Genomic DNA, 19904 nt, shown 5'->3' on the forward strand with positions numbered 1-19904 from the left:
GGATGGATAAAAATAAAAAATTAGATATAATAGTTGGTTTAGACTTGTCTACAATGGATCAATATCTGTTGCAATATATGCAAGTGCTAGACCAGATTTTAGATATAAATAAGGTAACGTATGTGCACAACCTTAAAGTAGGTGAGTTACCTAAGGAATTACTTAAACCAGAGAGCATTGTTGTTATTAAGGAGAAGATAAAGAATAAGCTTACTCAGTATTTCACAGAAGCAGGAGTGAGTTATGATTTCGAAATCTTGGTATCGGTAGAGAGTTATACAGAGATTGCTTTTATGAATATAGCTAAGAAATCTTCGTATGATCTGATGGTACTAGGTAATAAACAGGAACTAGAAGGTACTGGGGCACTAGCTGATAAGTTGGTACGTATATTCCCTTCAGCATTATTATTAGTACCAGATACGTTTAAAGTGCCAATCACAACAGTAATTGATGCGATAGACTTCTCTCGATATACGAGTGATATTATGATGTGGGCAGATCGTTTTAAGAATAATTCGAAGGGACAGAAGATAGAGCATTCTGCGGTACATATCTCTAAGTCTTATATGGGATTCTACCCTACGATGACGAATAGAGAATTAGAGAAAGTAACGAAGGATGATATCAAAGAAAAACAAGAGAAATGGAATAAGAAGTACGCTACTTATTCTGATATAGATATTGTTCCTGCTGGTGAACGCAACATATCAGCTTCCTTGATCGCTTATGCGCGTAGTAAAAAGGCGGATATGCTGATACTGGGAGTGAAGGGTACTACAGGATTTAAAGAGATATTCTTAGGTAGTGTGGCGAATCATTTACTACACAGAAATACGAATACTTGCTTATTATTCGTTAAGCACAGTAAATAAAAGAAGAAGGGCCGTCTATAAGACAGCCCTTTCTTTTTATCCTTTATATTTTAAGGGTAAGTACACCACTTTTTTCGTTTCAAAGAATTCATCTGAGAAGATATTAGTCAGGTCAAACTGAACAGCTTTAGGGAAATCTTTAAGCTCTTCTGTTAAGTCGCCCCCTTTTAGGTATAATATACCATTGTCAAACTCATGCTTGTTTTCTTTCTTCGTTTTGTGTCTAATCCACTCTACGAAGTCAGGCATATTCGTAACAGCTCTACTTACGATGAAGTCAAACTTCTCGTCTATAGTTTCGGCACGTTTTTGTTCTGCTTTAACGTTCTTTAAGTCTAGCGCTTTTACTACTTCATTAACTACGCGTATCTTCTTCGCGATAATGTCGATTAGGTAAAAGTTAGTTTCTGGATATAAGATAGCTAAAGGAATACCAGGGAAACCTCCACCAGTACCTACATCTAGTATATTAGCTCCAGGAAGGAACTCCATAACCTTAGCGATACCTAGTGAATGTAATACATGCTTCGTATATAGCTCATGTATATCCTTACGTGAAATAACGTTAATTTTAGCATTCCAATCCGTATATACTTCTTCCAATTTCTCAAATTGAGCAATCTGTTCAGGAGTTAAATTAGGGAAATATTTTAAGATTTGTTCCATGTCGTAAATTTTGACAAAAGTAGGCTTTTTATCGTGAATAAATAAAAGATAACACAGATTAATAGAGATATAATAATTACCTTTGGGATTAAGTTTCATTAAAATCACAATAAGATGAGCAACCAACTTCTATCTAATAGAATAAACAATTTGACTACTTCACAGACCTTAGCAATGGCTGCGAAAGCAAGAGAGTTAAAAGAACAAGGCGTAGACGTAATTAGTTTGAGTCTAGGTGAGCCAGATTTTAATGCTCCTGAGTTTATCAAAGAAGCTGCTATTCAGGCTGTAAAAGATAACTATAGTAAGTATCCTCCTGTAGAAGGATATAAAGAACTAAGAGAGGCAATAAGCAATAAGTTTAAGAGAGATAATAATTTAAATTATTCACCGAGTCAGATCGTTGTATCTACTGGTGCTAAACAATCGTTATACAATGTAGCTCATGTCATGATCAACCCTGGTGATGAGGTAGTAATTCCTGCTCCATACTGGGTGAGTTATGCTGAGATCGTGAAGATGGCTGAGGGTACTCCTGTAGAAGTGCCTACTAGTATAGAGAGTGACTTTAAAATTACTCCTGAACAATTAGAAGCAGCTATCACTCCTAAGACGAAGATGATATGGTTCTGCTCTCCATGTAATCCTAGTGGTTCTGTGTATAGTAAAGAGGAATTCGAAGCTATAGCTAAAGTATTAGAGAAATATCCAAATATCTTTATCTTATCAGATGAGATATATGAACATATCAACTTTACAGGTAATTACTGCAGTATCGGAACTATCGGTAATTTAATTGACCGTACGATTACTGTAAACGGTATTGCGAAGGCATTTGCGATGACAGGATATCGTATCGGATATATCGGTGCCCCTGAATTTATCGCTAAGGCATGTACTAAGATGCAAGGACAAGTAACGTCTGGTGCTAATAGTATTGCACAACGAGCTACTATTACTGCTGTAGAGGCTGACCCTAGCGTATTAAAAGATATGGTTGCGGCATTTAAGAATAGAAGAGATCTAGTAGTAGGGTTATTAAAAGAGATTCCAGGAGTTAAGATTAATATACCTGAAGGAGCGTTCTATGTATTCCCAGACATATCTTCTTTCTTTGGAAAGACACTTCAAGGTGTAAAGATTAATAATGCGGATGATCTATCTATGTATCTGTTAGAGAAAGCACACGTAGCTACTGTAACAGGAGTGGCATTCGGGAATCCTGATTGTATACGTATGTCGTATGCGACTAGTGAAGATCAGTTGATCGAAGCATTCAAAAGAATTAAAGAAGCATTAGCGTAAGTTATAATAGTTAAAAAAAGCCTTAGAAATAAGGCTTTTTTTAGTTATCATGAGCATTATTTCTTATTTTTATACTTTATAAAAGTTCATTATCGTGGATATATTATTACAGAGTTTTGCTAAACATGTTTCTCTGACTAAAGAGGAACAACAGATTATATTAGAGTCATTTACTGTAACTCGTTACCCTGCTAAAACAAAGCTGTTAAGTGCAGGAGAAGTATGTATTAATTCTACTTTTGTCGTTTCGGGTATCGTACGAAACTATTGTCTAGATGATCAAGCAGTAGAACATACTGTTAGCTTTGCAGCATCAGGATGGTGGATAGCTGATATGTATAGTTATTTATCTCAAAAACCTGGTAACTCTTATTTAGAAGTAGTAGAAGATGCGATAGTAATGACTTTGAGTAGAGATCATCAGTTAGCTTTGTTTGATAGAGTACCTAAGATAGAACGTTATTTCAGAGTTCTTATAGAGAGGTCACTAGTGGCTACACAACAACGACTGATGGACAACTTATCACTACCTGCAGAAGAGCGTTATACGCGCTTTTTAGAGCGTTTCCCTGAGATTAAGTATTGTCTGCCACAGAAGCAGATAGCTTCTTATTTAGGGGTTACTCCTGAGTTTTTTAGTAAAATGAAGAAAAAGATGCTTACAGGAAAGTAAATGTCTATGATATAAAATAGAAAAGCCACTCATCGAGTGGCTTTTTTGTATATTACACTAGAGAATGTCTAGTCATTTCTTCAGGTTGAGGTATACCTATTAGTTTAAGAATAGTAGGAGCTAAGTCTCCTAACACTCCATCCTTTACCTCTTTGATATCATTGTCTACGATAATGATCGGCACAGGATTAGTAGTATGTGCTGTGTTAGGAGTACCATCAGGGTTGATCATTACCTCACAGTTACCATGGTCTGCTAATACTATCGTAGTGTATCCATTATCAAGAGCAGTTGTGATTACTTCTTTTACGCATTGGTCTACTGCCTCACAAGCTTTAATAGCTGCTTCCATTACACCAGTATGTCCTACCATATCGCCGTTAGCAAAGTTTAGACATACGAAGTCTGCTTCACCTTTTTTCAATTCAGGGATAAGTGCATCTTTAAGGTCATAAGCACTCATCTCAGGTTTAAGGTCATAAGTAGCTACCTTAGGAGAAGGACATAAGATACGTTGTTCTCCATCGAATGGAAGTTCTCTACCTCCAGAGAAGAAGAAAGTCACGTGTGGATATTTTTCTGTCTCAGCAATACGTATTTGTTTTTTGCCATGTTTTTCTAAAACCTCACCTAATGTATTGTGTAAGTTCTCTTTATCATATACTACATGTACATTCTTATAAGTATCATCGTAGTTCGTAAGCGTTACAAAGTACAAGTCAAGTTTCTTCATGTCATGATCTGAATGATCTTCTTGAGATAATACACGTGTTAGTTCTCTTCCTCTATCCGTTCTAAAGTTAAAGAAGATCACTACATCGTCATTTTCAATCTTTCCTATCGGCTGATTGTTTTCATCAACCATTACAATAGGCTCAATAAACTCATCAGTCACATTATTTAAATAACTTGCTTCAATGCTTTTTACTGCATCAGTAGAGTGAATACCTGTACCGTTTACTAACAGATGGTAAGCCTTTGCTACTCTTTCCCAACGCTGGTCTCTATCCATTGCATAGTATCTTCCGATTACAGAAGCTAGTTTAGCAGTAGATAAGCTCAGTCTGTCTTGTAGTTGTTGTACGTGATTTGCACCCGATTTAGGATCTACATCTCGTCCATCTGTAAAAGCGTGAATACAGATATCTGATACTCCTGCAGCTGATGCTGCATCTACTAGACCATATAAATGTTGCTCATGAGAGTGTACTCCACCATCAGATAGCAGTCCTAAGAAGTGTACTTTTTTATTGTTTGTTTTAGCGTATTCGAATGCTGCTTGTAATGCAGGCTCTTTAGCAATAGTGTTATCTTCTACTGCCATATTTATTTTTACAAGGTCTTGATAGACGATTCTACCTGCCCCAAGATTCATGTGTCCTACTTCAGAGTTACCCATTTGCCCTTTTGGAAGACCTACATTTAGTCCATCAGTAAGTACAAATGTATTAGGATATTTAGTATATAGACTGTCTATAAATGGCGTATTTGCGTGCTCGATAGCTGATACTTTAGGATCTTGAGTCTGTCCCCAGCCATCTAGAATCATTAATATTACTTTCTTATTCATAATAGTGAAACTTTAAATATTATTAGTTGTGTTATACAAATTTACGCATACTTATTCAAAAAAGGCAATGTTTGATTCTTGAAATAATGGCATTAAATACTTTTATTATTAAAAATTCCTTTGGTCGTATAATATTTTTTTTAAATTTACGTTTCTAAAATTAGAATTAAAGACTATAAATGAGAAGGTTATATGAAACAAAAGAATTTTTATTGGTTATTTGCCTCAATGGCATTTTTTGGGAATGTAGTAGGAAGTAATACTTTACCAACGTCGAATGAATATACAAATGTGATTGAAAAAACTGTAGATAACACAGTGGATTCTGAAGAATATAGTTTTGAAAGTACGGCTAAGAGTTTGTATTCTAGTTTAGAATTAAATCATTATAATGCTCCTGCTAGAGCAGTATATACTGCTGCACTGAAAGGGTATTATAAAATGCTAGAAACAGGTAAGATTAAGAATGAGAAGTTGACTATCGTTGACTTTAGTTTATCGTCAGCTAAGCCTCGTCTATGGGTGATAGATATGAAAGAGAATGCTGTTCTGTTACAATCACTTGTAGCACATGGCAAGAAGACAGGAGAAGAATACGCAACTACGTTTTCTAATCGTGTGAACTCACATATGAGTAGCTTAGGATTTTATACTACAGGAGAGACGTATAACGGAAGAAATGGATTCTCTCTTAGATTAGATGGATTGGAAGCAGGGATTAATGATAAAGCTAGAGAAAGAGCGATTGTAATCCATGGAGCGGATTATGCTTCACCTGATTTAGTACGCGCTCAAGGGAAGTTGGGACGTAGTTATGGTTGCCCAGCTGTGCCTGTAGAAGTAAATGATGATTTAATAGAAATGATTAAAGACAAATCTCTATTGTTTATTTATTATCCAAGTAATCAGTATGAGTTAAAGTCAAAATTTGTTTAGTAAGACCTTTTATATAAAGAAAAACACCCATTAAGATTTTATTCTTAATGGGTGTTTTTTTATTATTGTAGCTTAGTATATAAGTCATTGTCGAATTTATAGACATCTCTAAACTGAGTTATCTTACCATCGTTAGCTACTTGGATAGTCCAGTATAATTGATGGATGTGTACAGCTTCTTTACTAGTTGTGATATTTTTAGTGTTTTGAGAATCAAGAATCTTTTTTATCTCTTCTTGAGTAATCTCGTTCTGTTGAATATCAAATACAAACTGTGCTAAGTCAAAAGGATCTTCTACACGTATACATCCAGAACTTAAACTTCTCTGAGCTCTATTAAAGTTAGCTTTATTAGGAGTGTCATGTAAGTACACTGCGTGATTGTTATCAAACATAAATTTAATACGACCTAATGTGTTACCTACACCGGCTTTCTGTACATATCTATAAGAAGAAGCTTTGCTAGAATCCCAGTTTTCTGGAGCTACTACTTTGCCTGTGCTCTTATCGTAGATTGTAAATCTAGCATTAGAGAAGTAACTTAAGTTAGCACTAGCTTTAGGTGTTAAGTCATTCTTTAGAATGGTAGGAGGAACTGTCCATGTTGGATTGATCACAATTGTCTTTAGAACTGAGCTCAGTATAGGCGTTTTACGACCTGTCGTACCTACGATTACCTTGTGTTGTTTTACAGTATCACCAGACTTCACCGCAACTAAACTATAATCAGCTATATTGATTAAGATATAGTTATCACCTAAATCTCTTGGGAACCATCTCCAACGTTCTAGATTGACTACTAGCTTTTCTTTTACAGTAGCTTCTTCTTTTAGGATGGCCTCTATTGTTTTCTTATCAGCAACACCGTTCTCGACTAGTTTACTATTTTTTTGAACTTGTTTTAAAGCAGTTACGACTCCTTCGTTATTGATAAAGTCCTTTGATAGGCTATCAGGGTAATAACTCAAGAAGTTTAAATGTTTTTTAATATTCACTAGCTCAGGTACTGTATCATTTAACTTATACTTAGCTGTCACAGCTTTGATTGTATCTTGATTCAGTTGATATAGGTTTGATAGTTTATTTTTTAGATTGACATATATTTTATGAGGTGATCTTAAACTATCAAAGGTCGTCTGTATTGTTCCTCTACTTAAAGCGAGTTGCATTGTAGCAGCTGTATTTAGTTCTTTTGGAAACATATCCCAGTCATTGTATAATCTTCTAGGATTTTGTACACCATTATACAAGTCTTTACTCGCATTAAAAAATGCTTTAGTGAACAGAAAATCTGCTTGTATTTTATCTAGGTTTGATAGCCTTTGATAATCTTTGTGAAATTGATGAACTTTTTCAGTATTGTACTTTGAGTTATTGATTCCATCTAAATATGCTTCGTCAAGTACTTTTAGAAGTTGTTCTCGGTTACTTGTTCTTCCCCAACCGATTTGGTATAGGTTCTCTACATAGAACTTTTGGATATCCTTTGGAAGACTAACTATAGATGCACTATCTACGTGTACCTTTATTTGATCCTCCATAGGGTCTACCTTGATGGTATCATTGAGAATCAAAGTTTCTGCCATAGTATTTGCCTTTTTACAAGAAGTAAGGACAAGTATACTCAAAAAACTGAAGATTAAATGTTTCATGTTTTTATATATTATACTGCGAATTTAATATAATATAGTGAATAATTTATTGTTTATTCTTAAAATGTTCTATAAACCTCGTTTTGGAGTACTGTAGGCCGGACTAGTTGTTATTTTAAAAGTGGACTAGTATAGAAGAGAGGAATAAGAATAGTTTTGCACAAATAAACTACCTGAAATGAAGAATAATTATGTCATTTTAGCCTTGTTAAGTACTCTTTTTACAGTGCAATCACAAGGACAAACTAAGACAGAAAATACCCTTGAAGATAAAATAGAAGAAATAGTAATCTATAATCAACGATTACAATTGCCAAGTTCGTTGAAGAATAGAAATATTACATTTATTAATCAAGAACAGATAAAACAATTACCTGTGTCGTCTATTAATGAGTTGTTGACTTATGCTACTGGTGTTGATATTCGTCAGAGAGGGCCATTTGGAACTCAATCAGACTTTAGTATTGACGGAGGTAGCTTTGAGCAGAATGTATTGTTATTAAACGGACAGAAGATTTCGGATCCACAGACAGGCCATAATAGCCTTAATGTACCAATTCCTTTAGAAGCGATTGAACGTATAGAAATAGTACGCGGACCTTCTGCTCGTCTATATGGTGTGAACAGCCTGACAGGAGTAGTGAATATCGTAACGAAGAACCCTAAAAAAGATGGTCTTTTTGCTAATACGTATATCGGAAGTAGCTTAAAGAAAGATAAAGAAGGCGATCATGGAGAGTTATTTAATAACCGAGGTATTCAATTAGGAGGTACACTTGTACGCAAAAAAGATAATCATATGTTATTCGGTAGCCATGACTCAGGTAATGGTACTCGTTATAACACTGCTTTTAATAACAATAAAATCTTCTATCAAGGGAACTATACCCCTAATGAGAATAATGCTATTATGGTACTTGCAGGTCATGCTAGAAGTTCTTTTGGAGCAAATGGATTCTACGCAGCTCCTGGAGATAAAGAGTCAAAAGAAGTAGTATCTACATCAATGCTAAATCTGAGTTCACGTCATTATTTAACTGACCGTTTTACATTAATGCCCAGTGTAGCTTACAGATATAACTTTGATGATTATCGTTACTTCAGACATGAGTTAAGTAAGGCACGTAGCCGTCATTACTCACATGCGATTACTAGTAATATTAGAGGAGAGTACTTAGCAGATTTTGGTAAGATATCTTTTGGAGGAGAGATGAGGTATGAAGAGATTAACTCAACTAATATTGGGGATCACAGTAAGAGTAACTACGGATTGTACGCTGAGATACAGCGTGAGTTCTTTGATCGATTAGATGTAAATCTAGGGGCTTATGTTAATTATAATACGAAGTATGGATGGGAAGTTTTCCCAGGGATAGACGCTAGTTATACCTTTAATGAACATTGGAAAGCGATGTTTAATGCTGGTACAGCAAGTAGAATACCTTCTTTTACAGATTTGTATTTAGATCAACGCCCTGGTAATATAGGTAATCCTGATCTATTACCAGAAAAAGCTTATCAGATAGAATTAGGAGGGAAGTATGTCAATAAAGGATTTAGAGCAGAGGCTTTTGCTTTTTATAGAGATATTGATGACTTTATCGATTGGATAAGAGTAGATACGACAGTGCCATATCAGCCATATAATGCTTCTAAGAATAAGACTAAAGGATTTAATACAGCATTAAAGTATAAAGTAGGATCAGAGAAGTCTTATTGGGATTTAGGATTATCATATACTTATTTATCTCCTAAAGTGGAGAATAAAGGAGAAGATAAGATCTCTAAGTATGCGATAGAGAGTTTAAGACATCAGTTAGTCGGAACAGTTAATTATACTTATAATAAGCTTAGTGCTACACTAGCTAATCGTTTTAACGAGCGTATTAGTTATAAGAATTACTGGATTACAGATATAAGAATCAACTATAATCTAAAGAAATATAGTATCTATCTAGATGCTCAGAATATATTTGATACTACTTATATAGAGGCAGGTGCAGTACCTATGCCTGGTAGATGGTTTATGTTAGGAGTGAAGTTTAATGGACTTTAATATATAAATTGGTTAGTTGGAGTTTTCAGATGACTAAGTACTGTTTTGATTATCGTGGGGGGTAGTTTCAATAGTATGAATCAATTATTACAAATACTTAGAATACGCTTTTTTGCTATGAAATTCTAGTATATAAAAACGGTAAGCCTTGTACAGCTTACCGTTTTTTATTTTAATAAGATACCTTAGTTCCTTTTTTATCAATCGTAAATGATTCAAACTTTAGTTCTACTTGCGCTTGTCCATCTTCGAAGTTACTAGCGTAGTCATATTGAAAAGGAATGACTACTCTTCCTTTGTGATCGATATAACCAAACAATTGGTCTTTAGAAGCTAATGCTAATCCATCAGAGTAGCTTCCTACATAATCATATTGAGCAGAGATAATCTTTTTACCTTCTGTGTTGAAGAATCCCCATTTACCACCTTCTAAGAAGGCTATTTTGTACTCACTACTCGTCTGTAGTTCTTCATAAGCAAAAGGAATAATCACTTCTCCTTTATCATTTATTGCGCCTTGGAAGTTGTCCATAGACACGATAGATATTCCTTCTATAAAAGATTCTATTTGATAGAAAAGAGGCTCGATGAAGATTTCATTCTTATTGGTTTTGATTCCAAACAATTCCAACTTCTTATCTTGATACCATCTTAAGTTGTTTTGAAACTTAAAGTCTGGATCATTTTTTAAGTCGAGATAGACGGTGTCTAGTTTTACACTTTCCTCTAACTGTACATTGATGTGTGAGTAGGTACTTTTATAAGCCCAACTAGATGTGCAACTCAGCCCTAATAAGAGACTTATTGCTAAGATTTGTTTCATTCTAATAGAAGATTAACATACTGTAATTCCTCTGCAAATGTATTAGTTTTGGGATGATTAATATGATAATTTTTACAATTTTTTATGAATGGTTGTTGCACCAGCTTGAGCCTTCGGAAATACTGTAATATCAGCTATTTGTACATGTTCAGGTTGGTTGACGATATAAGCTATAGCATTCGCTATATCTTCTGCTACTAATGGAGTATACCCTTCATATACTTTTGCCGCTCTATCGCTATCTCCTTTAAATCGGATTAGGGAGAAGTCTGTTTCTACTGCCCCAGGAGCTACATTAGTTACCTTAATTCCATCTGATAATAAATCATATCTAAGTCCTTTAGAGAATGCCTCTACAGCAGCCTTAGAAGCGCAGTAGATTGTACCGTTTTGGTATGACTCTTTCCCTGCGATAGAAGATAGATTGACGATATGTCCATATTGTCTTTTGATCATAAGAGGAACAATAGCTTTGGTCACATAGATTATTCCCTTTACATTGATATCTATCATAGCTTCTAAGTCCTCTAGAGAAGCTTCTTGGAAAGTAGCTAATCCATGAGCATTCCCAGCGTTATTGATTAGCACATCTATATCTTGCCATGCAGTCGGAAGAGAGGCTATTGCCTTAAAGGTAGCTTCTTTATCACTCACATCGAAGGTTAGTGTTAGCACTTCTGTCTGCTCTGCTAGTTCACGCTCTATGGCAGCTAAGTTCTCTTTATTTCTCCCACACAAGATTAGTCTGTGATTAGCAGCTAAGGCTTGCGCTGTTGCTTTTCCTATACCTGATGTCGCTCCTGTAATGAATGCTGTTTTCATATCTTTTTGTTTTGTGGTGTTGTACTATAAGACGGTTTGTTTTAAACCTTGCATTATGCATAACCAAAGATAATTGAAAAAAGACTTCTCTTGGACTCTATCTACTTTTTTAATATTAACTGTCTTGACTTCATCCTTAGTGTTCTTTCGGATAAACATATTCCCCACAGCAGATAAGAACTTTTTCTTTTGCTGCCCATCTTTCTTATAGATAGTTACTTTTAGATCCTCATATTGCATACCATAGGTTCCTGTCGCAGAAGTATTATTACCAGTGAAGTTAAAAGTGACTAGACTGATACTACCTTCTGTATTAGCCTTGACATACGGCTGTAAGAACGGGCGCATAGAATTAGCTGGGAAGTTCGTAATCTTACCTTGTATATTGAAGTTATCTCTTCTGTTAAGTACATTGAAAGACCAGTCCACACGCAGTGGAGCTGCATTCATAAACCTCGCATTGACAGCTATCGTAGTAGTAGGTACTTTAGTTACACCATATCCACTATATATATTCTTAATAGTCGCATTGAAGTTATGAAACATAATCTTACCTGGAGCTACCGCTTTAGGGTCAGTCTCTTCATAGACTAGTTTAGAGTTGCGTATCGCAACATTATTTACTTTTAATCCGAATTTTAGATCTCTTAGCTTTTTACTAAACATGGGCTTGATACTCATATTGAATGTAGGAGCCTTATCTCTAAAGATATTTGCATCAAGTTGATTGATGTTGATCTGTTCTGTTTTAAACAGTAGAGTTCCCTTGGTATCGAAGTCATAGTTATAATTCTTTAGAGCTATCTCTTTGGCATGTAGTGTGAAGATATCATCTGCATATCTAAACATGCTTACCGTCTTCTTTCTAGAGTACTTTGGCTTCATATTGAAGTTAGCCAGTTTTAGCTCTTTATTGTCGATAGATAGAGAGTCTACACTTATATCATAATATTTCTTCGTATCATATGTAATCGCTCCAGAGGATAGCGTAGTCTTGCCATAAGTAAAAGGAATCTTATTTCCACCGGTATTTTTATCAATACGGATATCTGCTATCACAGCATTGATATTATTCACCTTTAAGCTGTTGCTATTTGTCTTTCTATCGTGTATTTGGAAAGCCGCCTTGCGCAGCACTAATGAATCTAATGTGATATAATCCGACAATAACTTAGCAGTAGTCTTAGGTTTACTCTTTACATCATTAGGAGTATAGGTGATAACAGGAGAGTCTATCGCTATTTTAGCTACTTTTAGTTGTTCTCCTACCTTATTGTTGATATCCGTTAAGATTATATTAGTCTTAGATGTATTCCAAGTGTCTAATGCATCTAATGATAATTTGTTAATCTTAATGTCGCCTATCTTCAAAGCAAATGGGACTAATGCAGGCAATGTATCATATACCACTGCCACCTCTTGCTTTTTCTGCTTTTTAGTTTTTTTAGCAGGTTGTTTTTCTGCTACTTTGATATCTTGTTTGAGTTTGTTGTTTTTGATGGTGATCGCTGTAGAGTCTGTCTTTATAGAAGCAATGTCAAGGTAGAAGTCTTGCTCATTTTTATACCCCCAGTCTGTCCCAGTCAGCTTTAGCTGTGGGATATCTACAGACAATAAGTTCTTAGCTAATTCTTTTGACTCGATAGTTTCTGAGAAGGGCTTTACAGATAGCTGGTGCATCTCTAGTGCTGTTGGTTCTATGATAATCTTACCGATGGTGAACTTATGCCACTCATTCAGCTTACTATAGATAGAGTCAGTAGTCATTACATAAGAGTCATAACTAAAAGGTATTGCCTTCTCTACGACTTCTTCACCGAAATGTACTCCTCTGATCGTTGCATTGAAGTTATAGACCTCATTTAGTCTTGTATTACTCTTTCTGTCTTTTATTAAGACATAAGCATGCTCTACGATAATAGATTCTATATCTATATCATTTTTTACGTTTATTTTAGCTTGCTTCTGTACGACACTATCTCCTTTAATCATCACTATACTAGGATGACTTAGTTTGATTTTGTTTGCACGTAGATTCTTGTTTTGTAGTAATTCTTTGATAGCTACCCCTTGAATCACTATTTTATCTAGTCTTGCACTGATATAAGTAAGACTAGGGTGAGTAGTAGTATCTTTAGGAGTGACTGTGATTCCAGAGACAGTTAGTCTTCTTAATGCAGGATAATAGCTGATGTCCTCATACGCTAGATCATAAGGAGTATCATTCTTCTCTGCGATGATCTCTGGTAAGTGCTTATATATAAAACGATTTAATGCATACCTTCCTATCTGATATAGCCCTAGTAGACTGACACCAACTATTAAAAGGATTTTGACACGTTTTGATAATTTCATTTTTTAATAAATATAAATTAATACTTAAAAGTACTAATTTATCTTTATGTTTTTGTAATTATTATGAATTACTTTAAGACTAATTGATGCTTTGTTAGTAAACCAGCTAATCCATCCATAGAGAATATCGCTTTTTTAATCTTAGTGAACTGCGGGTCTATATCATAGTTATAACTCGTATAGAAGTCCGCTTTCTCTGCATTGGCCTTGTGAAATACTGCACGGTGTAAGTTACAGTTGTCAAATAGTGCCATACTCAGATCTGTATCAGAGAAATCAGCACTGATTAGACTACAGTTAGAAAACAGTTGCTTTTTAAGCTTTAATCCATAGAACTGAGTTAATTCTAAATTGCAGTCTGTAAAGGTAAATTCGAATATAGTCTGGTCTATCATGGCGAAGTTTACACGCGTAAAGTTACAAGCTGTAAAGTTGACATTGCGCAGTCCTACATAGTTCACCTCTGCATCTTTAAAATTGCAGTTGATAAAATCACAGTCTATAAAAAGAGTAGCTAAGAATGAACAAGCGCTCAGATCACAGTTTTCAAACTTACAATTCTCAAATTCTTTAAATGAGATATCGTTATAGTTAAATACAGTGTTACTGTATTGTTTGTCGTATATAAATTCAGGAGTCATCTGTCTGGTGTTAAAAGTTAGCTACCGTATATAGAACGTATCCATATACGGTAGCAAGATATAATATTATAAAGATTTATCCTTATGGTTCTTCTATGATATGAGGTATAAATCTGCTTTTGTTTGTTGTGATTCGATTATTACTTTCTCGGAATGTAATCCCACATGATTCTTGACCTATGATCCAGCTTCCGATAATAGAATATCCTGTTGACTCTTGGTGTAAGTGAGCTAACTCTTGACAGATATAGCCTTCTTCTCCATAATCTCCAGGAGTAGCTTCTACGATAGCTCCATGCTGGTATAGCGTTACATTAGCACCTTCTCTTGAGAGTAAAGGTTTCTTTACATAGTCACGCATCCCATTAGGTGTATCGAAGTAGGTCTCTAGTAGTAGTGGATGGTTAGGATACAGCTTCCACAGTACAGCCATGATAGCCTTATTAGATAAGATCATCTTCCATGACGGTTCTATCCAGTTCGCTTGTGCTTCGTCATTCGGTATATGTAGCGCAAATGGCTCATATACCAACCATTCCCACGGATATAGCTTAAATATATCAGTTATCGTCTCTTCTTCTAGGTCTGTAAAGTTAACCCCATTCCATCCGATATCATCTATGAAGATTAGCTTTGTGTTGATACCAGCTTGTATAGCAGTGTCTCTTAGGTATTCTATATTCGTTAGATCCTCTAAGGTCTCACGCATACAACTGAAGTGTAGTGTGTCCCCTTTAAGATAAGGCTTTAGATCACGCCATGAAGCGATTAATTGATCGTGTACAGAGTTAAACTGGTCTTTGCGTTCACCGAAGTAATGTTGCATCCATTGCCACTGTGTCACTCCTGTTTCATACAGAGAAGTAGGAGTATCTGCATTAAACTCTAATACTTTCAGTTGTTGTTTTTTCTCATCGAAGACAAAGTCAAAACGACCATAGATACTTGGAGCATCGTTCTCCCATGACTGCTTTATATGATCGTGAAAGAGGATCGGAATCTGAAATTGATCAAATAGATTATGTGTGATCACGTGGTCTACTGCTTCTAGACACATCTGCCATAGCTCAGTAGTAGCATTGTATATCTCGTCAGCGAATGCTGGCTCTATACTATAATAGTAGTGTTCTATCCAGTAAGGGACATTATTCTCATCCGTGTGAAATCCAAAACCGTTGTCTTCTAATCTCTTTTGCCAATTTGCATCAGCTGTTAGGTATTTTATTCTCATAGATTATGAACTAACAGTAGATGACTTAGAAGTATTACCAAAACCTCCTCTAGCTGACTTATGTGTCTTTACAGCATTAGATTTAGACGTATTCGTACCTACATTAGCTTGGTGAGAGAGTCCATTACTAGCATATCCCATACCTCCACCCATTAGTGGTCTGAAGGCCATATACCATAGTAGCGCACTTCCCATACCACCTCCACTGTGATGGCGTTGTTGGTTATATTGTTGAGTCACATCCGTATAAGGTGCAGAGCTATCTGCTCTCATATATACCTTCTGTGCTTGTTCTTGTTCTTCTTGTTTATCAGGAGTCTTAGAGCATGAAGCTAATGCTGCTGTGATAAGTACTAGACTCACTGCTTTACTACTTTTTCTATTCATGATATTATTATTCGACAGTTACATAAATCGGCACTTTTACTAGAGAAGTAGGCTTAGTATCTCCCCATGCGCTTACTTCTTTTGCTGTTTTGATCGTGTCCGTTTTTTGTGTTACTAGTTGACCATTCGCCCATATTTTTTGACTTGTGATATGTAGGATACTATCTCCTGCTACTACAGACTTGATTGTTACTTCTCTTGCAGATTGTTTATCGATAGTCTCAAGATCTGTTTTTTTAGTTTCACCACCTCCACATGAGGCTAGCCCTAATACCATAAGAATAGGTAGAATATATTTCATAACAATTATTTATTTTAACGAGTGCTAAAGATAGTAAAGTTTACTCAAAACTTTGTTTGTTGTACAGTAGACTTTTTGGATAATATTCACGCTTAGTTCTTGATCAAGTGTGTACTAGCGTATTATAGAGACTATTTGTCTTTTAAATAGATAGTGTAGAACAGTAGCTAGGACATAAGCCATTAGCATAAGAATTATTTAGTATAAACTAAAAATACTATTTTTGTTTGACCATATATTAGATTGATGAAAGATATTACTATTTTACAAATGCGAGATTTGACTGAGGAGGTTAAAGGAGCTGATTTTTATGCCAATACGATACCACAACACCTTATCACAAATCACGATCATGTGGAAAAACCACATCGACATGATTTCTATGTTTGTATGATTTTTACCAAGGGGAGTGGTAACCACGAGATAGACTTTCAGAGCTATGAGATACAGCCTGGTATGGTATTCATGCTAGCACCTGGGCAGACGCATAGTTGGATCTTATCAGAGGATATAGATGGTTATATCTTTTTTCACACTCAAGAGTATTTTGATTTATTCTTTGTCCGAGAGACGATACGCGAGTATCCTGTATTTAGATCAGCGTATTACCCGAACGGTTTTCTACTACATGAAGAGAGTAGCGTATTAGTGGAGAATCTAATGAAGAGAATGACAGATGAGGTAAGCCAGCCCAACTGGAAGAAGAACTTCTCTCTCGTGAATCTAGCTTCACTCTTCTATATAGAGTGTAATAGACAGCTACTAGAAGGGAACTCCTTTAGTGCTGTACCAAACTTGCAGTATAATCAACATCTACATCACTTCGAGAACCTATTAGAAAAGAACTTTCGCACGGAGAAGTCGGCTGCAGTGTATGCAGAATGGATGAATATGACACAAAAGCATTTAAATCGCGTGTGCAAGACGTTATTAGACAAGACTACTACTGATATCATTATAGACAGAATCGTCTTAGAGGCTAAGCGTATGCTTATCTATACAGGCAAAAGCTTTAGTGAGATCGCTATGATGCTAGGATACGATGATTATTCTTACTTCTCTAAGGTGTTTAAAAAGAGAACTGGTATCTCTCCGAAAGAGTTCCTTAAAAAGTATGTGTAAAATAAGAGAATGATATAAAAATAAAAAGCTCCTTAATGTAAATATTAAGGAGCTTTTTTTACGCTGCACGGGTGGAGGGATTCGAACCCCCATCAACGGTTTTGGAGACCGCTATTCTACCCTTGAACTACACCCGTTTCTCTGTTAGGTGGCGCAAATATAATAACTTTTATTTTAATAAACCTAGACTATTGCTCATCTTTTTTATAAAATAAATTTAACCACATGATTCGAGATAAGCGATAGTTAAATGTCCACAGAATAAAGATTACAAAGACAATTGCAATAAAGGCGTGTAACATCGTGATATTCAAATCAAATAAGTGATTGATGATAAGACGAAGCACCATCACCGTTACCATTTCAGCAACTGTAAGTGCATAACTCATATACATAGCCCCAAAATAAAATCCTGTTTCTCTATGGAAGTTATATCCACAAGATCCACACTCTTTCGTCATTTTCGGCATCTTAAATGTAATCGGATTTCCTTTGTCATGGAATATGTGCTCTTTACCACAGTTAGGGCATTTTCCACTAATAACTTTGCTGATATAAGACATAATTTATTTTTTATGCAAAGTAACTTAAAAAAACTGAAAGCTTTGCGCTTAATATACTTGTATTTTGGTAGTATTCGGACATTATGGCTGTTAAAGTACCTTAATGTATTTAAATAATACAAAAAAAAAGAAGGAGATTAATACTCTCCTTCTTCTTCTGATGTTATTTCTTCTGTCTCATTAGAATATTCTTCTTTTACATCTAAGTATTCTAATGGATTCGCTTGTGTCGGTTCATTGTAGTAATCGTCGTATTCTTTATATAAGTTCGCGATTTCTTCTAATGTTAATACTTTATCTCCCTCTTCACCTTCTTCTTCTACAGCTTGGTTGTATTTTTTGTAGATACGAAGTTTATCTGCATCGTATTGTTTTCTCACTACATTTCTACTCGCGTAGTACAGTTTACGATCTTTGCTGTACTTTCTGTATACTTCTTTTAGTTCTGCTTTATAAGCTGAGTCTAGTGCAGCCATCTCCGTTTTTAGATCAGTGCTCTCTTCTTCACTAGCAGCTATTTCTTTTTTAATTACATTCCAACTTTCTAATTGGTCTTCATTCAGTGTTCTATTTACGAAGTTGTCATAACCAGCGAATAATTGACGTTGGTGCATGTTCTTTTCTACCTCCTGCATCTTTGTTTTAGAATTCAGATTCTGTAAGTCACGCTTAATGTATTCATTTTTGATTGTCAAGGCTCCTACCTGTTTTTGAGTTAATTTAAGCTCATCTTTATTTGATAGAATTTGAACAATGTCTAGGTACTCAATCTTCTTCACAGGTTCTTCCTGTTTTTTAGATTTTCGTTGACCATAAGAAGTACTAATTGACATTAGTATTACAAACAAGAGTAATATCTTTTTCATTCCAATTTATTTTTGATTCAATAACAATTTGTTTTTCACTCTGCAAATTTAAGATAAATATTAATATTTTATTTCAAAAAAATATTGCAGACTAACAAACATACTTTAAAAAATAGACATAATAGAGTTAATCCATTTTTTCTGCATTTTATTAGCTAGATATATAACGGATGGTATCATTTGATATTGTATAAAAAGCCATTTTTTTTACTTTTTTTAAATTATGTTCACTTTTGTTTAGAAGTTATTGATTGTTATTTTTATATTTGATTATTGTAATTATTTTAAATTAACATATTTGGTAATTTAATTTTATTAAAAGTATTAAAATGAGAATGAGAGGTGAGTGCTATAGCTTGGCATTTCGGGTTTTGCACTGGAGTATAGCATTCGTGATGCTAGGTATGCTTATCACTATACTGCTGCGTTATACCTGGCTGAATAAAGAAGGCATGAGTGAAATCATTATGGAATATTGTACTTCTCAGGAGGTTAATATGACTAAAGAGAAAGCCATCGTACTCGCTAAGCGGTTACGTGCTCTTATGTGGGAGTGGCATGTCTACTTGGGTTATACCTTGATGGGATTAGTATTCGTGAGAATCATACTAGGGATGATGGGTAGAGTACCGTTTTTAAATCCGTTTAAGAGAGGAATTATACTTAATACACGTATTAGAGCAGTTATATACTTAGTGTTTTATGTCTGTGTGGTTATCTCTATAGTATCTGGAGTCGTCTTAGCATTAGATATCGAGACAGCTTATAATAATGAAATAAAGAGTATTCATTTTGGCTCTATATATTACTTCGTGACATATTTAGTTATCCATTTTATCGGAGTACTATTCGCTGAGCTGAGTTCAGATAATGGGATAGTCTCTCGCATGATCAATGGGAAGAGTAAGTATGACCTATAACTATAGAGCCGTCTAATGATATATTAGGTTAGTGTAAATGTGTTTTGTTGAAAAGCATCTGTAGTCATACAGATGCTTTTTTTATAATTCTAAATCATTGGTTTGTTTTGATTTTGTTCGGAAAAACACCCCTTTTACCG

At 35.0% G+C, this 19904-nt stretch carries 19 protein-coding genes and 1 tRNA gene; 7 read left to right on the top strand and 13 right to left on the bottom strand.

Annotation, left to right across the window (positions count from 1 at the left end; genetic code table 11):
• Positions 1 to 2 precede the first annotated feature (2 nt).
• A complete protein-coding gene (locus tag AABL87_RS04915; protein WP_006257477.1) occupies positions 3 to 875 on the top strand; it encodes a universal stress protein in 873 nt (290 codons plus the stop codon).
• A 36-nt stretch (positions 876 to 911) separates the two neighbouring features.
• On the opposite strand, the gene rsmG is transcribed toward AABL87_RS04915, so the two are convergent.
• Positions 912 to 1541, bottom strand: a complete 630-nt coding sequence (gene rsmG / locus AABL87_RS04920; protein ID WP_006262730.1) for a 16S rRNA (guanine(527)-N(7))-methyltransferase RsmG — start codon at positions 1539 to 1541, stop codon at positions 912 to 914.
• Positions 1542 to 1655: 114 nt separating this feature from the next.
• On the opposite strand from rsmG, the gene AABL87_RS04925 reads away from it, so the two are divergent.
• The gene (locus tag AABL87_RS04925; RefSeq protein ID WP_006262731.1) at positions 1656 to 2846 is read left to right on the top strand and encodes a pyridoxal phosphate-dependent aminotransferase; all 1191 of its coding nucleotides are present in this window, start codon (positions 1656 to 1658) and stop codon (positions 2844 to 2846) included.
• Positions 2847 to 2940: 94 nt separating this feature from the next.
• Entirely contained in the window at positions 2941 to 3519 is a 579-nt protein-coding gene (locus tag AABL87_RS04930) for a Crp/Fnr family transcriptional regulator (RefSeq protein ID WP_006257474.1), read from the top strand.
• Positions 3520 to 3571: 52 nt separating this feature from the next.
• Here AABL87_RS04930 and gpmI read toward each other — a convergent pair whose 3' ends face one another.
• Complete coding sequence (gene gpmI, locus AABL87_RS04935) at positions 3572 to 5089, bottom strand: 2,3-bisphosphoglycerate-independent phosphoglycerate mutase (protein WP_025125738.1); 1518 nt, start codon at positions 5087 to 5089, stop codon at positions 3572 to 3574.
• A gap of 192 nt (positions 5090 to 5281) precedes the next feature.
• Here gpmI and AABL87_RS04940 point away from each other — a divergent pair, with 192 nt between their 5' ends.
• Positions 5282 to 6025: a murein L,D-transpeptidase catalytic domain family protein gene (locus AABL87_RS04940; protein WP_006257472.1), complete on the top strand. Its 744-nt coding sequence runs from the start codon at positions 5282 to 5284 to the stop codon at positions 6023 to 6025.
• Positions 6026 to 6087: 62 nt separating this feature from the next.
• Here the strand turns inward: AABL87_RS04940 and AABL87_RS04945 are convergent, their stop codons facing one another.
• The gene (locus AABL87_RS04945) at positions 6088 to 7611 is read right to left on the bottom strand and encodes a L,D-transpeptidase family protein (RefSeq protein ID WP_071307197.1); all 1524 of its coding nucleotides are present in this window, start codon (positions 7609 to 7611) and stop codon (positions 6088 to 6090) included.
• 244 nt (positions 7612 to 7855) lie between these two features.
• Here AABL87_RS04945 and AABL87_RS04950 point away from each other — a divergent pair, with 244 nt between their 5' ends.
• Entirely contained in the window at positions 7856 to 9733 is a 1878-nt protein-coding gene (locus AABL87_RS04950; protein WP_341277032.1) for a TonB-dependent receptor plug domain-containing protein, read from the top strand.
• Positions 9734 to 9905: 172 nt separating this feature from the next.
• Here AABL87_RS04950 and AABL87_RS04955 read toward each other — a convergent pair whose 3' ends face one another.
• The 7 genes from AABL87_RS04955 to AABL87_RS04985 form a co-directional block, all read right to left on the bottom strand.
• Positions 9906 to 10556, bottom strand: a complete 651-nt coding sequence (locus tag AABL87_RS04955; protein ID WP_006257467.1) for a WG repeat-containing protein — start codon at positions 10554 to 10556, stop codon at positions 9906 to 9908.
• A 72-nt stretch (positions 10557 to 10628) separates the two neighbouring features.
• Positions 10629 to 11378, bottom strand: coding sequence for an SDR family NAD(P)-dependent oxidoreductase (locus tag AABL87_RS04960; RefSeq protein ID WP_341277033.1), 750 nt, complete (start codon positions 11376 to 11378; stop codon positions 10629 to 10631).
• A 24-nt stretch (positions 11379 to 11402) separates the two neighbouring features.
• Positions 11403 to 13733 (bottom strand): hypothetical protein, encoded by a 2331-nt coding sequence (locus AABL87_RS04965; RefSeq protein WP_341277034.1) that lies wholly within the window; start codon positions 13731 to 13733, stop codon positions 11403 to 11405.
• Between the two features lie 68 nt (positions 13734 to 13801).
• On the bottom strand, positions 13802 to 14374 hold the full coding sequence (locus tag AABL87_RS04970) for a pentapeptide repeat-containing protein (protein ID WP_006262737.1): 573 nt from the start codon (positions 14372 to 14374) through the stop codon (positions 13802 to 13804).
• 82 nt (positions 14375 to 14456) lie between these two features.
• Entirely contained in the window at positions 14457 to 15605 is a 1149-nt protein-coding gene (locus AABL87_RS04975) for a glutathionylspermidine synthase family protein (RefSeq protein WP_341277035.1), read from the bottom strand.
• 3 nt (positions 15606 to 15608) lie between these two features.
• Positions 15609 to 15992 (bottom strand): hypothetical protein, encoded by a 384-nt coding sequence (locus AABL87_RS04980; RefSeq protein ID WP_006257462.1) that lies wholly within the window; start codon positions 15990 to 15992, stop codon positions 15609 to 15611.
• A gap of 7 nt (positions 15993 to 15999) precedes the next feature.
• Complete coding sequence (locus AABL87_RS04985) at positions 16000 to 16293, bottom strand: hypothetical protein (RefSeq protein ID WP_006257461.1); 294 nt, start codon at positions 16291 to 16293, stop codon at positions 16000 to 16002.
• 246 nt (positions 16294 to 16539) lie between these two features.
• On the opposite strand from AABL87_RS04985, the gene AABL87_RS04990 reads away from it, so the two are divergent.
• Positions 16540 to 17415 (top strand): AraC family transcriptional regulator, encoded by an 876-nt coding sequence (locus AABL87_RS04990; RefSeq protein ID WP_341277036.1) that lies wholly within the window; start codon positions 16540 to 16542, stop codon positions 17413 to 17415.
• 66 nt (positions 17416 to 17481) lie between these two features.
• Here the strand turns inward: AABL87_RS04990 and AABL87_RS04995 are convergent.
• The 3 genes from AABL87_RS04995 to AABL87_RS05005 all read right to left on the bottom strand — a co-directional run bounded on the left by AABL87_RS04995 (position 17482) and on the right by AABL87_RS05005 (position 18844).
• A tRNA-Trp gene (locus AABL87_RS04995) sits at positions 17482 to 17552 on the bottom strand.
• Positions 17553 to 17603: 51 nt separating this feature from the next.
• Positions 17604 to 17978, bottom strand: coding sequence for a DUF983 domain-containing protein (locus AABL87_RS05000; RefSeq protein ID WP_006257459.1), 375 nt, complete (start codon positions 17976 to 17978; stop codon positions 17604 to 17606).
• Between the two features lie 137 nt (positions 17979 to 18115).
• A complete protein-coding gene (locus AABL87_RS05005) occupies positions 18116 to 18844 on the bottom strand; it encodes a hypothetical protein (RefSeq protein ID WP_006257458.1) in 729 nt (242 codons plus the stop codon).
• Between the two features lie 329 nt (positions 18845 to 19173).
• Here AABL87_RS05005 and AABL87_RS05010 point away from each other — a divergent pair, with 329 nt between their 5' ends.
• Positions 19174 to 19764: a cytochrome b/b6 domain-containing protein gene (locus AABL87_RS05010; protein WP_006257457.1), complete on the top strand. Its 591-nt coding sequence runs from the start codon at positions 19174 to 19176 to the stop codon at positions 19762 to 19764.
• The last annotated feature ends 140 nt before the right edge of the window (positions 19765 to 19904 follow it).

The organism is Myroides sp. C4067, assembly GCF_038039665.1.
Taxonomy (GTDB): domain Bacteria; phylum Bacteroidota; class Bacteroidia; order Flavobacteriales; family Flavobacteriaceae; genus Flavobacterium; species Flavobacterium odoratimimum.

Bases quoted from the DNA above. Each gene is read 5' to 3' on its own strand.
- AABL87_RS04975 (WP_341277035.1), bottom strand. From the start codon at position 15,605: ATGAGAATAAAATACCTAACAGCTGATGCAAATTGGCAAAAGAGATTA.
- AABL87_RS04985 (WP_006257461.1), bottom strand. From the start codon at position 16,293: ATGAAATATATTCTACCTATTCTTATGGTATTAGGGCTAGCCTCATGT.
- AABL87_RS04990 (WP_341277036.1), top strand. From the start codon at position 16,540: ATGAAAGATATTACTATTTTACAAATGCGAGATTTGACTGAGGAGGTT.
- AABL87_RS04970 (WP_006262737.1), bottom strand. From the start codon at position 14,374: ATGACTCCTGAATTTATATACGACAAACAATACAGTAACACTGTATTT.
- AABL87_RS04915 (WP_006257477.1), top strand. From the start codon at position 3: ATGGATAAAAATAAAAAATTAGATATAATAGTTGGTTTAGACTTGTCT.
- gpmI (WP_025125738.1), bottom strand. From the start codon at position 5,089: ATGAATAAGAAAGTAATATTAATGATTCTAGATGGCTGGGGACAGACT.
- AABL87_RS04960 (WP_341277033.1), bottom strand. From the start codon at position 11,378: ATGAAAACAGCATTCATTACAGGAGCGACATCAGGTATAGGAAAAGCA.
- AABL87_RS04965 (WP_341277034.1), bottom strand. From the start codon at position 13,733: ATGAAATTATCAAAACGTGTCAAAATCCTTTTAATAGTTGGTGTCAGT.
- AABL87_RS04955 (WP_006257467.1), bottom strand. From the start codon at position 10,556: ATGAAACAAATCTTAGCAATAAGTCTCTTATTAGGGCTGAGTTGCACA.
- AABL87_RS04925 (WP_006262731.1), top strand. From the start codon at position 1,656: ATGAGCAACCAACTTCTATCTAATAGAATAAACAATTTGACTACTTCA.
- rsmG (WP_006262730.1), bottom strand. From the start codon at position 1,541: ATGGAACAAATCTTAAAATATTTCCCTAATTTAACTCCTGAACAGATT.
- AABL87_RS04980 (WP_006257462.1), bottom strand. From the start codon at position 15,992: ATGAATAGAAAAAGTAGTAAAGCAGTGAGTCTAGTACTTATCACAGCA.
- AABL87_RS04945 (WP_071307197.1), bottom strand. From the start codon at position 7,611: ATGGCAGAAACTTTGATTCTCAATGATACCATCAAGGTAGACCCTATG.
- AABL87_RS04940 (WP_006257472.1), top strand. From the start codon at position 5,282: ATGAAACAAAAGAATTTTTATTGGTTATTTGCCTCAATGGCATTTTTT.
- AABL87_RS05000 (WP_006257459.1), bottom strand. From the start codon at position 17,978: ATGTCTTATATCAGCAAAGTTATTAGTGGAAAATGCCCTAACTGTGGT.
- AABL87_RS04950 (WP_341277032.1), top strand. From the start codon at position 7,856: ATGAAGAATAATTATGTCATTTTAGCCTTGTTAAGTACTCTTTTTACA.
- AABL87_RS05005 (WP_006257458.1), bottom strand. From the start codon at position 18,844: ATGAAAAAGATATTACTCTTGTTTGTAATACTAATGTCAATTAGTACT.
- AABL87_RS05010 (WP_006257457.1), top strand. From the start codon at position 19,174: ATGAGAATGAGAGGTGAGTGCTATAGCTTGGCATTTCGGGTTTTGCAC.